Raw genomic sequence first — 14,782 nt, forward strand, 5'->3', positions numbered from 1 at the left:
TCGTGCGGGATGCGTGGGCATCCCGTTGCAGTGATCGTTCAGTAGGTCGCCAGCTTCACCCGCAGCAATTGCGGGACGCTGGAGAAGTTGAGGCCGTAGTCGGTCTGGTCGCCGTTCCAGCGGCGACGGAAGACCCACTTGCCGTCGACGTAGGTGCCTTCATCGACATAGTCGTAGATCTGCCGCGCGGCGACCGCAGGATCGGCGGCGTTGATGTTGATGCGCGCATGCGCACCGGCGACCAGGAACTCGTCCGGTCCCAGCTGCACGACGAGCGCACGACCGATGGGTTCCGGGTTGCCGGGTGGTTCGCCCTGGAACCAGAACTGCGGCACGCCGTAGGTGACCACCATGTTCCAGCGGTCGTCGATCTTCACCGTCTGCACGGCCTGGCCCGGCTGCTCGGCGGTGCCGCGCACCTTGCCCTCGAAGCTGGCCTGCGCGATGACGCGCGCCGCCGGCCGCACGATGGCGTAGTTCAGCGCGAACGATTCCAGCGCCTTCTCGTCCAGGTGCTTGGCGCCCAGCGGCCAGTTGGAATAGCGCGAGTAGTCGATGCCGAACGGCGACCAGCCGATGGCCTGCTCGCCCAGCACGGAGAAGAAGTAGCGCGGATACTCCTCGCGGTTGCCGGTCTCGGCGACGAAGAGCGGATTGTCCGGGCGCGAATAGCGGTCCAGCACGGTGGTGTAGTGCGTGTACTCCGGCATGTAGATGTCCGGCGCCAGCAGATCGATGTGCGGTGCGGCGGCCTTGTACACGTCCAGCACGTTGTCGGTCGGGCCGCCGCTCGCGTATTGCCCCGGCTGGCCGGGATTGAACGGACCACGCAGCGCCGCATTGACCAGCATCGGCAGCGGATAGACCGCCTTGCCTGCCTCGGCCACCTGGTCGATGTAGTGCGCGATATGCCAGGCGTGGAAGAACTCGTCCGCGTCCGCGCCGAACACCGCGCGCCACGTACCCGGCGACTTGCCCAGCTTCTTCAGCAGGGCATCGGGCACCGGCCCGTCGAACACCTGCTGCGCCAACGGCGAGAAGTCGCGCACGCTGCCGTAGGTGCCCGGCTCGTTCTGCGGCTGCACCATGATGACGGTGCGCTGCGGATCGGCGGCCTTCAGGTGCGTCATCAGGGCAACGAAGGCCTTGCGGTCGGCGTCCAGCGTGGCCTGCGCGTGCGGCGACAGCGAGTTCAGCGTGCGGCCGTCGGCGGTGATCACGCGCGGGAAGCGCGCGTTGTCCAGCTTCACCCAGGCGGGTGCGTAGTTCGGGCCATTGTTCTTCCAGGTCGCGAACCACAGCAGGATCAGCCGCACGTTCTTCTCGCGCGCCTGCTTCAGCAGGACGTCGACGAAGGAGAAGTCGAACGTGCCCTCCTTCGCTTCGACCTGCTCCCAGGCCACCGGCACCATCACCGTGTTCGGCTTGACCACGTCGATCGCCGGCCAGACATCGTCCAGCGCCTGCGGCCAGTTGCTGGAGTTGTTGACCTGCGCGCCGAGGATCAGGAATGGCGCGCCGTCCACCATCAATGCATGCCGGCCATCCTTGCTGACGATCTGCGGGACCGGCTTCGTGCCGGCCGCATCCGTCGCGGCGCCGCCCTGCGCGGTGGCGGGTGCGCCTTCCTTTCCGGTGGGCTGGCACGCGGCAAGCGCGCACAGCGCGGCGAGCGAGAGGATCAAGGAACGCAGAGGGATCATCGAAGGCATCCGGGGTTCACCACGCATCGGTGCGGAAGGGCGAGGCCGGCAGGCCCGCGGTGTTGACCAAGTCGGCATCGGCCGGGTTGTCGGACCAGCCGTAGCGCACGGCCACCGGTGCCTTCACCGTCGCGCTGCGCACGACGACGCGACCGTCGACGAGTTCGGCATCAGCCGCGTGGAAGACGCGATCGATGCCGGCCAGGGCGAAACCGTGCACGCGCGCACCGCCACCACGTACCGCGAGGGCGCTGCCGCCGTCGTCGAAGGTCAAGTTGGCGCGGCCGTCCGAGAACTGCGCCTGCGTGTGGACCGGACCGCGATACACCAGCGATTCGCCGTAGGCCACGTGGCGTGCGGCCAGCGCGAGGCGCTTGCCGACGTCCTGCTTGTTGAGCGGATGGATATCGGCCGGGTTGCCGATGTCGATGGTCACCACCTGCGCGGTGGCCGGCAGCGACAGCGTCGCCGATTGCGATTCGCGCAGCACCGCCCACGGACTCCGGTCGCCCTGATCCACGCCTGATGAGAAGTTGGCCAGCTGCACCCACAGGAACGGCAGGTCGGGCGACCGCCATTGCTGACGCCACTGCTGGATCATGTCCGGGAACTGCGCGCGATACTTCATCGCATCCGCGACGGTGTTCGCGTTGGATTCGCCCTGGTACCAGATGACGCCGCGCAGCGCGTACGGCTGCAGCGGATGGATCATCGCGTTGTACAGCAGGGTGGGATGCTGGTTCTTGTCGTCGACCAGCGCGACGCTGACATTACTCGGGCGGAACACCCAGTCCGCCAGCGCACGCGGCATACCGCCCTGCGGCTGGACGAAGACCTCGGCCGCCTCGCCGTGAATGCCGCCGCCGCCGCCGAAGTCCGACACCCGCACGGCTACGTGGTTGATGCCCTCGCGCAGCGCCGATGCCGGCACCGCGTAACGACGCGGCTGGTTGTACTGCATGCGCGTTTCGCCGACCTGGACGCCGTTGACCCAGGTGATGTCGGAGTCGTCGATGCGTCCCACGCCGAGGGTCACGCCAGCCGCAGCTTCATCGGCCGTCAGGGTGAAGGTCGTGCGGTACCAGGCGATGCCATCCATGCCGTTCCAGCCGGCGGCCTCCCACAACGAAGGCACCTGGATCGATGTCCACGCTGAGGTCTCGATTCCTGGCGCCTGCCAGCCCGCATCATCGACGGGCAACGTCGGCCAGCGCGCAAGGTTGGCGCGCGTCTGTGCCAGCGCGCGCTCGTCGTCGGCCTTCAGCTTCTGTGCCTGCGATGCCAGCGCCTGCTCGTCGAGCCCCTGCGACGGCGCATCCATCCACGCTTCGATACGGCTTCCACCCCAGGTGCTGTCGATGATGCCGATCGGCACCCCGGTGATCTTGCGCAGTTCGCGCGCGAAGTAGTGGGCGACCGCGGAGAACTTTCCGGCGACCTGTGGTGACGACGCCACCCATTCGCCACCGGCCAACTGTTCCTGCGGCTCGCCGGCCCAGGACTTGGGGATCTTGAAGTGGCGGATCAGTGGATCGGTCGCGCGCGCGATCTCGGCATCGGGATCCGCCGACTGTGCGATCGGCCACTCCATGTTCGACTGCCCGCTGGCCAGCCACACATCGCCGACCAGCACGTCGCGCAACACGCGCGGCGCGGCACCATCGTCGATACGCATCACGTACGGACCGCCGGCAGTCTGCGCCGGCAGCGACAGCGACCAGTGGCCCGCGCCGTCCGCGCGAATGGCGGCTTCGGCTCCGGCGAACTCCACGGCGACACGCGCGCCGGGCGTGGCCTTTCCCCAGACCTGCACGGGCTGGTCGCGCTGCACGACCATGCCATCGGAAAAGAGTCGTGGCAGTTCGACCGCCTGCGCGGCGGGAATGGCGAGCAGAGCCATCAGAACGGTTGCGAATCGGTTCACTGCGGATCTCCGTACCAGATGCCGCGTCCTTCGGTACCGAAGTAGAGGCGACCATGCAGGCGGGGATCGCCCGTCACATGGCGGATGATGCCGCCAAACCGCAGTGCATCACGGTCGATCCGGAGCCAGCGGCGCCCACCGTCGTCGGACCGGTAGAGACCACGCTGGCCGCGTACTTCGCCGAACACGAACAGCACCGGCACATTGCCGTCCTTCGCCGGCTTGCCGAGGCCCACCGACATCACGTTGTCCACGCCGGGCACGCGCTCCAGCTTGCCGGGCGCCAGATGCAGCAGTCCACGCCATGAAGCGGCAATCCAGGCTTCGCCTGCGCGCTGCGGGTGCGGACGGATCTCGGCGCGGTACCAGTCGCCGATCTCGCCGACCGGCGCACGCACTTCCTCGAACGCGACGCCGCCGTTGCCGCTGACGTACAACCGGCCACTGATCGCATCGAAGCCGTAGTAGATGCCTTCGTCGACACGGTCGGCTTCCACCACCGCCGTCTTCGGCAACCCTTTCACCGCTTGCCAGCGGCCGCCCATGTCCGCGGTGATCCAGTGGTGTTCGCCATTGCGCGGGCGCCAGATCGCCCGCTTGCCGTCGGCGGCGAGCGTGATCTGCCCGGCGCCTTCACCGTCCGGCGGCTCGCTCGCAAACGCGGTCCACGTGCGACCGCCGTCGTTCGACCAGGCACCGCGCACCGCGCCTTCCGGGCGGTTGTGGAAGTAGCCCGTGCGCACCATCAGCTGCGGCGCGCGACCGGCGAATGCAAGACTCTCGGTATTGGAGAAGCGCACACCGGCGAAGCGCTGCTGCGACACGTCGAGCGAGTCGTGCACGAAGCCGTCCACATCGCCCAGCCCGCTGACCAGGTGCGCGCCTTCCGGCGGGCTGGCCAGCGCCAGTGGCACGGTCTCTTCGAAACCGGCCTGCTCGAAACGCCATTGCATGTCCGCACCGCCGTCGAAGGCGCGCGCATTGGTGGACGCCCACACACCGTAGCCGGTCACGAACAGCAGGCGATCCGGTTCGAACGGATCGATCTCGATGTCCGCCATCCAGTGCGGCTTGGCATCCGACGTCCAGGGGGCGGACGAGTGATCGAACTGCGAACGCGGGAACAGCGCCGTCCACGTGCGGCCGCCATCGAGACTGCGATAGATATCGTCGTGCGGCTGATAGCGGCGGAACGTGCTGGCGATGATGACGTCCGGATTGTCGGCCTGCACCGCGACCGCGCCCCAGCCGAAACCGGCATCGGTCTTCGCGCGCCGTACCGGCGTGATGTCTTCCCAGCGATCGCCGGCCGGATCGAAGCGCCACACCGCGCCATCGGCCATGTTGTTGGGGCCGGGCTCGTCGCCGTAGCTGAGCAGCCAGCGTCCGCGTGCGTCCCGCACCATGTGGCTGGGCCGCAGACCGACCGGCTGGCCGGGGACGGCTTCCCAGTTCGCGCCGCCATCGCGCGAACGGAACAGGCTGGTCTCTTTCGTGGACACACCGGCGTACAGCGTCTTCGAGGGCGCGCCACGCGCACCACTCGCCGGATCGAACACCACGAAGGCGATCCCGACCGGCCGAAGGTCACGCCAGCCTGCGGCCCACGCCGAACGCGATTTCGCGACAGCAGGGAAACCCTTCACTTCGCGCCACTGCGCACCGGCGTCGTCACTGCGCCATAGACCGTCGGCGCGCGTGCCGAACATCAGCACGCGGCCATCGTTGGGATCGACGGCGAGGCGTTCGCCGTTGCCGCGGCCCTGTTCGTTGCCACCGAACTTGAACGGCAGCGCGGTCCGCTGGAACGTCGCACCGCGGTCGCTCGAACGCAGGATCGCGCCGTCCTGTCCACGCTCGTGCAGGTAGGTGCCGACCGCGAGGTAGAGGCGGTCGGGATCGGACGGATCCAGCGCCAGGCTCTCCACGCCGAAGCGGCCGCTGTCCTCGTGCCCCATCCAGTCCATCAGCGGCTGCCAGCGCCGCTCGGCCGGCGACCAGCGGTACGCGCCACCGATATCGGTGCGCGCATACAACAAGCCCTTCTCGTGCGGATGGAACACCAGCCCGCTGACGAAGCCGCCTCCGCCTACCGCGACGTTGCGCCATTGGTAACCGGTGACGTCATCCTTCGCCGCCGCGCCGGGCACCAGCAGGAAAACGGAAAGCGCGAGGATCAGGCGAAGCGTGAGCACGGTATCTCCTGTCGGGAGGAACAGCCGGTGCGCCGGCAGGATGCGCACCCCCTGCGACGGAACGGCCGGGAAACGTCCGGCCGCTCCGTTCGGTACAGCGTCAGAACGTGAAGCGCAGCGTCGCGGCGTAGCGACGGTCGTTGACGTACCACGACGTGATGCGCTTGCCGGCACCGTTCTGGTCCATCAGCGTGCGCTGCTCGGCGTTGTTGAGGTTGTTCATCTCGATGCCGAGCTGCACGTTGTCGGAGAAGCGGTAGAAGATCGAACCATCCAGCTGGCCGAAGCTGTCGCTGTACACCGGCAGCTTCCACGGGATGCCGCCATCGCCGCCGTTGTAGCCGTTCGGTCCGATCGACAGCAGGTACTCGCTGCGCCAGTTGTAGGCCAGGCGCACCTGCCACGGACCCTTCTCGTAGAACGCCGCGACGTTGTAAGAATTCTTCGACAGGCCGTCGGCGGGCAGGTCGTTGAACAGCGAGCCATCGGTGTCTACCGGCACCGCGTTCGACGCTGCCGGAATCCGGGTCGAGCTGTCGATGTAGGTGTAGTTGGCCGACATGCCGAAGCCATCGAACGGCGCAGGCAGGAAGTCGAAGAACTGGTTCCAGCCGATCTCCGCGCCCTGGATCTTCGCCTTGCCGACGTTCACCAGGCGCGAGACGCGGTAGTCGTACTCGTTGCCGTCGACGCCGGGATAGGCGAGCAGCTCGGTCTGCTGGCGGAAGTAGTCCTTGATGTCCTTGTAGAAGAAGTTCACCCAGGCCATGCCGCCGCGGTCCGGCGCGAAGTACCACTCCAGCGACAGGTCGAACTGGTTGGCCTTCATCGGCGTCAGGTACGGGTTGTCGGTGGAGCTGCCCGTGAGCTCCAGGTCTTCCGGCCCCAGTTCGTCGCCCGGTTGCGGATTGACGCCGTCACGAACGGCCACGCTCAGCACTTGGTAGGCCTGCATGTCGCTGAAGGCCGGACGGGCCACCGCTTTCGACGCGGCGAAGCGCACGATCCAGTTCTCGGCCGGCTCCCACTTCAGGTTCGCGCTGGGCAGCACGTCGGTGTAGGAGTTCTCCGCCGAGATCGGTTCGGACTGGCCACTGCCCAGGTAGGGTGCGAACGCGTTGTTCGGATAGACCAGGTAACCATCGGCGCTGTTCTCGGTACGCACGACGCGCACGCCGACGTTGCCGTCGATACGCGCATCGTCCATCGCGAAGTTCAGCATCGCGTAAGCCGCGTAGGTCTTCTCGTTCTGCACGTTGCCCCACTGCGGATCGGCGAGGTTGCGCGGGGTGATCTGGCCATAGCAGCAGGTGTAGTACGGAGCCGCCGCGCCATGGATGTCGAGGTAGCTGTTCGGGAAGCCAAGTGCCGTCGCAAGCACGGGCGAGTAGAACGATCCGGGCGTCGACGCGCCGCCGCGGTAGAAATTGTCGAACGTGATCAGGTTGGTGAGGCTGGAATTGACGGTGCCGTTGAGGTCGAGGCCCGGCAGCGGCACGCCGCCCGGCAACGCCCACCACTGCATCCACGGCTGGAACACGGGCTGCCAGTCGTAGCCGGTGTCGATGCTGTGGGCATCGCGGTCGGTGACGCGCACGCCGACCTTGAAGGAATCGAAGAAGTTGCTGTCGAAGCTGTGCTTCAGGTCCGCGCGCCACGCGATCTCGTCGGCCGTGTTGTCGTCCTGGTGGTCCATGGTGAACCCCCAGTAGTAGTTCGCGGGGTTCGCGGTGAACTGGTTGTCCACGCCGATGCGCGGCACGCCATGGCCCAGGTCGATGTCGATGTACGGCACGTTGAGGCCCAGCGACACGGTGGAATCCAGTGCCTCGGTGTTCGCCTTGATGTACTGCAGGTCGGTCGAGAATTCGGTGCGGTCGCTGACCAGCCACTTCAGGCCGAACGAGTAATCGGTGGTGTCGGACTTGCGGTGCGAGGCACGGATGTCGGTGCCCATCGGGATATCGCCGTTCGAGCGCAGGCGGCCGGAGACGAAGACGTTGCCGTCCAGTTCGTACGGCTCGCTGGCATCGATACGCACCTGCAGAGGATCGTTGGAGACAAAGATCGCGTCCTCGTACCAGAGCTCGTCGTAGCGGCTTTGGAAGGCCGTGGCGAACAACTCGAGGTCGTCGTTCGGGCGCCACTGCAGCGCGACATATGCGCCCTGGCGCTCGCGTTCGTACTCCAGCGTGCGCCAGTCGGCACCACGCGGCAGCCAAAGACTCTCGTTGGTGCCGTCGTTGTTGAGGTCGGAGTTGGCGGTGTTGAAGAACGGCCGCACGAACATGCCGTCGGTACGCGTGGCCAGTTCGGAATGGGCGAGGTTGACCAGGATGCCGAACTCGCCTGCGTCGGTGTCCCAGCGGTTGCTGAAGAGCACCGAGCCCGCGGGCTTCACCTTCTCGGCGAAGTCGCCACGGTTGGCGCTGAACGACATGCCGAACCGGCTGCCCTCGATGTCGAACGGCATGAAGGTGCGCAGGTCGACGCTGCCGCCGAGGCCGCCTTCGATCATGTCGGCCTTCTGGTTCTTGTAGACGTCCACGCCCGCCATCAGCTCGGCAGGCACGTCCTGGAAGCTGAGCGCACGACCGCCCGAGGCGGAGAAGCTGTCGCGGCCGTTGAGTTCGGAGCGTACCTGGGTCAGGCCGCGCACCTGCACGCCACCGCCTTCGGCGGAGAAGTGTTCCGGATCACCGACGGTCAGGAAGCGGTCGATGGTGACGCCGGGAATGCGCGACAGCGTCTCGGTGACGCTGCGATCGGGCAGCGCGCCGATGTCGAGTGCGGTGACCGAATCGACGAAGGTGTCGGCGTCGCGCTTGATGTCCTGCGCCCGGTACACCGAACCGCGGATGCCGGTGACGACGACGGCATCGAGTTCGGTCGCCTTCTCTTCATCCTGCTTGGGCGCAGCGGCGTCCTGGGCGTACGCGGGCGCCGCCAGCATCAGGGCGATGCCGAGCGCGAGCACAGTGGGTTGCAGCTTGCGGCCTTCGGAACGGCCGGCACGAACGGCCGCCGTAGGGCGACGCTGGAGCGTTGACATGGATGTTCCCTCCCAGGACACATGACAAGCGATTGAGTTTTGGTCCCGACCCGCGGATGTCTGTGCATCGCGTGACCGGATGAAGCGTCCGGCGATGGCGGCCCCCGGCCGTGCTCGTCGGTGTTGCGGTCGCCTCCGTGGCGGATGTCGCGCCGGCTCCGGGCGATCAACCGGTGGCCGTGGGACCACCGTTATGTGACTGCGGCGGGAGCATAGGCGGCGCTGACATGCCGGACCAATGAAATATTGATCGCCAGCTATATCGAACGCGCATACATGGCCAGCGTCAGTCGCCGGCCCCTTCGCCCACGAGGGGTGCTTCGCCGGCCCGGGAGGGATCGGGCTCGGCATACAGCCGGCGGGCCGTGGCCCGCAGCGCGTCCAGCACGCGCTCGGCCCCCGGCGACAGCAGCTGGTCGCGGCGGCGGATGATGCCGAAGAACTCCATGCGCACGCCCAGCTCGATCGGCAGCACGCACATCTGCCCGGTCTGCAGGTACGGGCCGACCGACTCGGCCGGCAGCGCGGTCAGCAGGTCGCTATGCCGCAGCAGATGGATGATCACGGGCAGCGACGCGGTTTCCACGATGTTCTGCGGCGGCGGCTGGCCGTGCTCCAGGAACACCGCATCCAGTCGCGAGCGCAGCACGCTGGCGGCCGGCGGCATGATCCAGCCGTAGTCGGCCAGATCGGCATGGGTGATGCGCGGACGCCGGGTGAGCGGATGGCCGGCGCGCACGATGACCGCGTGCGGCTCGTCGGCCAGCGGTTCGAAATCCAGTTCGCCCGCACCTTCCGGACCCATGATGCGGCCGACCACGATGTCGAGTTGGCCATCCAGCAGCTTGGCGACCAGCGGCCGGCTGTAGTCCATCTCCACACGGATCAGGATGTCCGGGAAGTCGCGCTTCACCGCGGCGATGGCCTGCGGCACCAGGTTGGTCCCCGGATTGACCACCGTGCCGATGGCGGCCTGGCCCATCCGTCCACTGCGCAGCGCGGCGATCTCGTCATGGGCGCGGCCGATTTCCGACAGCGCCGAACGCGCCCGGCGGATCAGGACCTGGCCGTACCACGTGGGTTCCACGCCGCGCGCATGGCGCTCGAACAGCGGCACGCCGAGCAGGCTCTCCATCTCCGCCAGCAGCTTGGACGCGGCGGGCTGGGTCATGTTGGCGGCTTCGGCAGCGCGCAGGACCGAGCGCTGTTCGTACAGGTGCAGCAGCAGCGTCAGATGGCGGGTCTTCAGGCGGGTGGCGCCGAACCAGCCGGTGGTGGGATGGACCATGGAAGCCTCCGCGTGGGTGACCTATTCGTGTGCGGAATAGCCTATGACAAAAATTTCATTTGTCGTACATAGATGCCCACGCGAGGCTATGCCACGCTTCAAACGCGGCCCGGCGGCGACATCCCGCCGACCGCGAGGGGATGCCCCGGGGACGGCCGGCACAGGTCCGCCACGGGAGATCCCCGCATCCGATCCACGCCGGGAGGAGGGTCCCATGGCGACACCGCAGTTCGACGGCACCCCGCGTGCCGCCGCCCACGTCGCGTCCACGCCGCCCGGCGACCCGCGCCCGTGAGCACGCGCCTCTCCGGCAAGATCGCCATCGTCACCGGCGCCGCCAGCGGTATCGGCGCGGCGACCGCGCGCCTGTTCGCGCACGAAGGCGCCACCGTCATCGGCCTTGATCGCCAGCCTGCGACCGCGGGCGACGACGGCGTGATCCACCACCTCGCCGACATCACCGATGCGGCCGCGGTCGATGCCGCCGTGCGCGAGGTTCGCGAACGCCATGGCCGCATCGACGTGCTGGTCAATAACGCGGGCGCGGATGTGTTCGCCGATCCGCTGTCGTTGCCGGACGAAGAGTGGGAACGCTGCCTTGCACTGAACCTCAAGGGTGCGTGGCATGTCTGCCGCGCGGTGCTGCCGGCGATGCTGGCGCAGGGTGCAGGCTCCATCGTCAACATCGCATCGGTGCACGCGCACAAGATCATCGCCGGCTGCTTCCCGTATCCGGTCGCGAAGCATGGGCTGATCGGACTGACCCGGTCGCTCGGCATCGAGTACGCCGCGCATGGCATCCGGGTGAACTCCATCTCGCCCGGGCTGATCCTGGTACCGCGCATCGAGGCGTGGTTCGAACGCGAACCCGGCACCCGCGAGAAGCAGACCGCGCTGCTGCCGCCACAACGCATCGGCACGCCCGAGGAGGTCGCGTACACCGCGCTGTTCCTCGCCAGCGACGAAGCGCGCTTCATCAACGCCACCGACATCACCATCGATGGCGGTCGCTCGCAGGTCTACCACGACTGATTGCATGGACGCGCCCGCCCTTCCCTTCGCCCTGCCGCTGATCGCGATCCTGCGCGGCATCACGCCGGCCGACGTGCCGGCGCACGTGGACGCACTGGTGGAAGAGGGCTACGACGCGATCGAGATTCCGACCAACTCGCCCGAGTGGCAGCGCAGCGTGCGCGTGGCGGTGGACATGTTCGGCGCCCGCGCGATGATCGGTGCGGGCACCGTGCTGACGACCGCGGACGTCGATGCGCTGGTCGCCGCCGGCGGTCGCCTGATGGTGAGTCCGAATACGCGGCCGGCGGTGATCCGTCACGCCGTCGATCGCGGCCTGCACGTCGCCGCCGGTTTCGCTACCGCGACCGAGGCCTTCGACGCGCTCGACGCCGGCGCGCAGACGCTCAAGCTGTTTCCCGCTTCCCTCTACGGACCGGCGATGGTGCGCGCCCTGCGCAGCGTGCTGCCGCCCGTTCCCCTCTTCGCCGTCGGTGGCGTCACGCCCGACACCCTATCCGGCTACCTCTCAGCCGGCTGTCAGGGCGCCGGCATCGGCGGCGAACTTTACAAGCCCGGCCAGGCGGTCGAGCACACGCGCGACCACGCGCGGCGCTTCCGCCAGGCCTACCTGGACCACGCCGCATGAAGATCGTCCGCCTCACCACCTACCACGCGGCACCGCGCTGGCTGTTCCTCAAGGTGGAAACCGACGAGGGCGTCACCGGCTGGGGCGAACCGGTCATCGAAGGGCGCGCCGATGCGGTGCAGGCGGCGGTGCATGAACTGGCCGACTATCTGGTCGGCCAGGATCCCGCGCGCATCAACGACCTGTGGCAGGTGCTGTATCGCGGCGGTTTCTACCGTGGTGGCGCAATCCTGATGAGCGCCATCGCCGGCATCGACCAGGCGCTGTGGGACATCAAGGGCAAGGCGCTCGGCGTGCCGGTGTACCAGCTGCTGGGCGGACTCGTGCGCGAGCGCATGAAGACCTATCGCTGGGTCGGTGGCGACCGTCCTGCCGACATCGTTGCGCAGATGCAGCGCTACCGCGCGCAGGGCTTCGACACGTTCAAGTTCAACGGCACCGAAGAACTGAAGCTGATCGACAGCCCGCGCGCGATCGACGCCGCCGTCGCCAAGGTCGCGGCGATCCGCGAGGCGATGGGCGACCGTGTCGACTTCGGCATCGACTTCCACGGCCGCGTCAGCGCACCGATGGCGCGCGTGCTGCTGCGCGAACTGGCACCGTTCAAGCCGCTGTTCGTCGAAGAGCCGGTGCTGCCGGAACAGTGGGAGTACTACCGCCCGCTGTCCGACGCGACTTCGATCCCGCTCGCCGCCGGCGAACGCATGTACTCGCGCGCGGAGTTCAAGCCCGTGCTGGCGGCCGGTGGACTGGCGATCCTGCAGCCCGACCTGTCGCATGCAGGCGGCATCACCGAGTGCGTGAAGATCGCCGCGATGGCCGAAGCGCACGACGTGGCGCTGGCGCCGCACTGCCCGCTCGGCCCGGTGGCGCTGGCCGCCTGCCTGCAGGTGGACTTCGTCGCGCACAACGCGATGCTGCAGGAACAGAGCATCGGCATCCATTACAACGAAGGCGCCGACCTGCTGGATTACGTCGTCAACAAGGACGACTTCCGTTGCGACGACACCGGCAGCATCGCCGCGTTGCCGAAGCCCGGTCTGGGCGTGGAGATCGACGAGGATCGCCTGATCGCCGCGAACCGGCAGCCGCCGCGTTGGCGCAATCCGCTGTGGCGGCATGCCGATGGCAGCGTGGCCGAGTGGTGATCGCGTGAGCGCGGCGCTGGCGACCCTGGCCGTCGACAGCCGTTGCACGCTGGGCGAAGGCATCCTGTGGTGCGGTCGCCAGCGCGTCCTGTACTGGACCGATATCCTCGCCGCCGAACTGTGGCGACACGATCCCGCGAGCGGCCACACGCACACGTGGTCGCTGCCCGCGCCGCTCGGCTGCCTCGCGCTGGGCGAGGACGGCCGTCTGCTGCTCGGCCTGGCCAAGGGCCTGTACGCGAGCGACGTCGAATCCCAGTTGGGAACACGCACGCTGGCGATGACGAAGCTGGCCGACGTGGACGCGGACGAACCGATGACCCGCATCAACGACGGCCGCGCCGACCGTCACGGCGGCTTCGTGTTCGGCACCAAGAGCGAACATGCCGACCTGCATCCCATCGGCCGCTTCCATCAGTACACCGCGGCACACGGACTGCGCGAGTTGGCGTTGCCACGCGCCGCCATCCCGAATTCGATCTGTTTCGATACGGACGGCACGCGGATGTACTTCTGCGACTCGGTGACACCGCAGATCCTGCAGTGCCGCTACGACGCGGCGAGCGCGACCGTCTCCGACATCACGGTGTTCGTCGATCTGGACACGCCCGGCGCGGAGCCCGATGGCGCCATCGTCGACAACGAAGGCGCACTGTGGAACGCGCAATGGGGCGTCGGCCGGGTGGTGCGCTATCTGCCGGACGGGCGCATCGACCGCGTCGTGCACATCCCGGCGCCGCAGCCATCCTGCTGCGTGCTGCGCGACGACACGCTGTACATCACCAGTGCACGGGTGGGACTGGATGCCGACGCACTGGCCGCGCATCCGTTGTCGGGCGGCGTATTCGCACACCGCAACGAACGGTCGCTCGCGCGCGCCGAAGACCGGGTTCGCCTGCCATGATCGCGATCGACTGGGGCACCAGCAGCCTGCGCCTGTACCGCATGGCCGACGACGGCCAGGTGCGCGAGCGGCGTCGCAGCGACCAGGGCGTGCTGGCCTGCGATGGCCGCTTCGGCGAGGTGCTGGCGCGCGAGATCGCGGGCTGGGACGACACCGACATCCTGCTGTGCGGCATGGTTGGCGGACGCGGTGGCTGGCACGAGATGCCGTACCTGCCCTGCCCCGCTGGCAACCACGCACTCGCGCTCGGCATGCAGCGCTTCCAGCCACCGGGTTTCGACGAACGCGCGCTCTGGCTGGTGCCGGGACTGCGCGACAACGATTCGGACAGCGTGCCTGACGTCATGCGCGGCGAGGAGACGCAACTGGCGGCGCTGCTCGACGTCCTCACCGGTGGCACGCATCTGGTCTGCCTGCCCGGAACCCACAGCAAGTGGGTCACGGTGCGCGACGGCCAGGTGCAGCGCATCGCCACCGCGATGACCGGCGAGCTGTATGCGCTGCTGCGCCAGCACAGCATCCTCGGCCGGCTGATGCCGGCCGGCGACGTGCGCTTCGATGGCTACGCGTTCGATGCCGGCCTGAAGCGCAGCGCCGATGGCGGTGGCCTGCTGCACCACCTGTTTGGTGTGCGCACGACGGGCCTGTTCCAGCAGTTCGCCGAACCGGCACTGCCCTCGTACCTGTCCGGCCTGCTGATCGGTCACGAACTGCGCGCGTCAGGCCTGTTCTCGCACGCACCGCGGCCGGCGCAGGTGCACCTGATCGGCAACGACCGGTTGCTGGCGTCGTACGCGCATGCGCTGACCACGCTCGGCGTCGGCGTGCAGCGCCATCCGGAAGATCTGGCCGCGCGTGGCCTGCATGCGCTGTGGGCGCGACGCACGATCGCCGCCACGACCTGAGGA

General features: G+C 68.0%; 10 protein-coding genes. 5 read left to right on the forward strand and 5 right to left on the reverse strand.

Annotation, left to right across the window (positions count from 1 at the left end):
* Nucleotides 1-38: 38 nt before the first annotated feature.
* The 5 genes from IB225_RS08355 to IB225_RS08375 all read right to left on the reverse strand — a co-directional run bounded on the left by IB225_RS08355 (nt 39) and on the right by IB225_RS08375 (nt 10,162).
* Nucleotides 39-1,730 carry a DUF5597 domain-containing protein gene (locus tag IB225_RS08355; RefSeq protein WP_192310706.1) on the reverse strand — a complete coding sequence of 564 codons (1,692 nt, stop codon included), beginning with the start codon at nt 1,728-1,730 and terminating at the stop codon, nt 39-41.
* Nucleotides 1,720-3,603: a sialate O-acetylesterase gene (locus IB225_RS08360; protein WP_192310897.1), complete on the reverse strand. Its 1,884-nt coding sequence runs from the start codon at nt 3,601-3,603 to the stop codon at nt 1,720-1,722. Before IB225_RS08360 ends, IB225_RS08355 begins: the two co-directional genes overlap by 11 nt.
* Before the next feature lie 20 nt (nt 3,604-3,623).
* Nucleotides 3,624-5,822, reverse strand: coding sequence for a cellulase (locus IB225_RS08365; protein ID WP_345776582.1), 2,199 nt, complete (start codon nt 5,820-5,822; stop codon nt 3,624-3,626).
* Between the two features lie 100 nt (nt 5,823-5,922).
* Nucleotides 5,923-8,874 carry a TonB-dependent receptor gene (locus IB225_RS08370; protein WP_225583334.1) on the reverse strand — a complete coding sequence of 984 codons (2,952 nt, stop codon included), beginning with the start codon at nt 8,872-8,874 and terminating at the stop codon, nt 5,923-5,925.
* A 286-nt stretch (nt 8,875-9,160) separates the two neighbouring features.
* Nucleotides 9,161-10,162, reverse strand: coding sequence for a LysR family transcriptional regulator (locus tag IB225_RS08375; RefSeq protein ID WP_192310707.1), 1,002 nt, complete (start codon nt 10,160-10,162; stop codon nt 9,161-9,163).
* A 291-nt stretch (nt 10,163-10,453) separates the two neighbouring features.
* Between IB225_RS08375 and IB225_RS08380 the strand changes: the two genes are divergently transcribed.
* Genes IB225_RS08380 through IB225_RS08400 form a run of 5 tightly spaced genes read left to right on the forward strand, consistent with a single transcriptional unit; the run spans nt 10,454 to nt 14,779 of the window.
* Nucleotides 10,454-11,194 carry an SDR family oxidoreductase gene (locus IB225_RS08380; protein ID WP_345776583.1) on the forward strand — a complete coding sequence of 247 codons (741 nt, stop codon included), beginning with the start codon at nt 10,454-10,456 and terminating at the stop codon, nt 11,192-11,194.
* Between the two features lie 4 nt (nt 11,195-11,198).
* Nucleotides 11,199-11,822 (forward strand): 2-dehydro-3-deoxy-6-phosphogalactonate aldolase, encoded by a 624-nt coding sequence (locus IB225_RS08385; RefSeq protein ID WP_192310709.1) that lies wholly within the window; start codon nt 11,199-11,201, stop codon nt 11,820-11,822.
* The gene (gene dgoD, locus IB225_RS08390) at nt 11,819-12,970 is read left to right on the forward strand and encodes a galactonate dehydratase (RefSeq protein ID WP_192310710.1); all 1,152 of its coding nucleotides are present in this window, start codon (nt 11,819-11,821) and stop codon (nt 12,968-12,970) included. Before IB225_RS08385 ends, dgoD begins: the two co-directional genes overlap by 4 nt.
* Entirely contained in the window at nt 12,948-13,874 is a 927-nt protein-coding gene (locus tag IB225_RS08395) for an SMP-30/gluconolactonase/LRE family protein (protein WP_192310711.1), read from the forward strand. Before dgoD ends, IB225_RS08395 begins: the two co-directional genes overlap by 23 nt.
* Complete coding sequence (locus IB225_RS08400) at nt 13,871-14,779, forward strand: 2-dehydro-3-deoxygalactonokinase (protein ID WP_192310712.1); 909 nt, start codon at nt 13,871-13,873, stop codon at nt 14,777-14,779. Before IB225_RS08395 ends, IB225_RS08400 begins: the two co-directional genes overlap by 4 nt.
* Nucleotides 14,780-14,782 lie beyond the last annotated feature (3 nt).

Source organism: Pseudoxanthomonas sp. PXM02 (assembly GCF_014851805.1).
Lineage (GTDB): Bacteria > Pseudomonadota > Gammaproteobacteria > Xanthomonadales > Xanthomonadaceae > Pseudoxanthomonas_A.

Bases quoted from the DNA above. Each gene is read 5' to 3' on its own strand.
- IB225_RS08370 (WP_225583334.1), bottom strand. From the start codon at position 8,874: ATGTCAACGCTCCAGCGTCGCCCTACGGCGGCCGTTCGTGCCGGCCGT.
- IB225_RS08395 (WP_192310711.1), top strand. From the start codon at position 12,948: ATGGCAGCGTGGCCGAGTGGTGATCGCGTGAGCGCGGCGCTGGCGACC.
- IB225_RS08355 (WP_192310706.1), bottom strand. From the start codon at position 1,730: ATGCGTGGTGAACCCCGGATGCCTTCGATGATCCCTCTGCGTTCCTTG.
- IB225_RS08360 (WP_192310897.1), bottom strand. From the start codon at position 3,603: ATGGCTCTGCTCGCCATTCCCGCCGCGCAGGCGGTCGAACTGCCACGA.
- IB225_RS08375 (WP_192310707.1), bottom strand. From the start codon at position 10,162: ATGGTCCATCCCACCACCGGCTGGTTCGGCGCCACCCGCCTGAAGACC.
- IB225_RS08400 (WP_192310712.1), top strand. From the start codon at position 13,871: ATGATCGCGATCGACTGGGGCACCAGCAGCCTGCGCCTGTACCGCATG.
- dgoD (WP_192310710.1), top strand. From the start codon at position 11,819: ATGAAGATCGTCCGCCTCACCACCTACCACGCGGCACCGCGCTGGCTG.
- IB225_RS08385 (WP_192310709.1), top strand. From the start codon at position 11,199: ATGGACGCGCCCGCCCTTCCCTTCGCCCTGCCGCTGATCGCGATCCTG.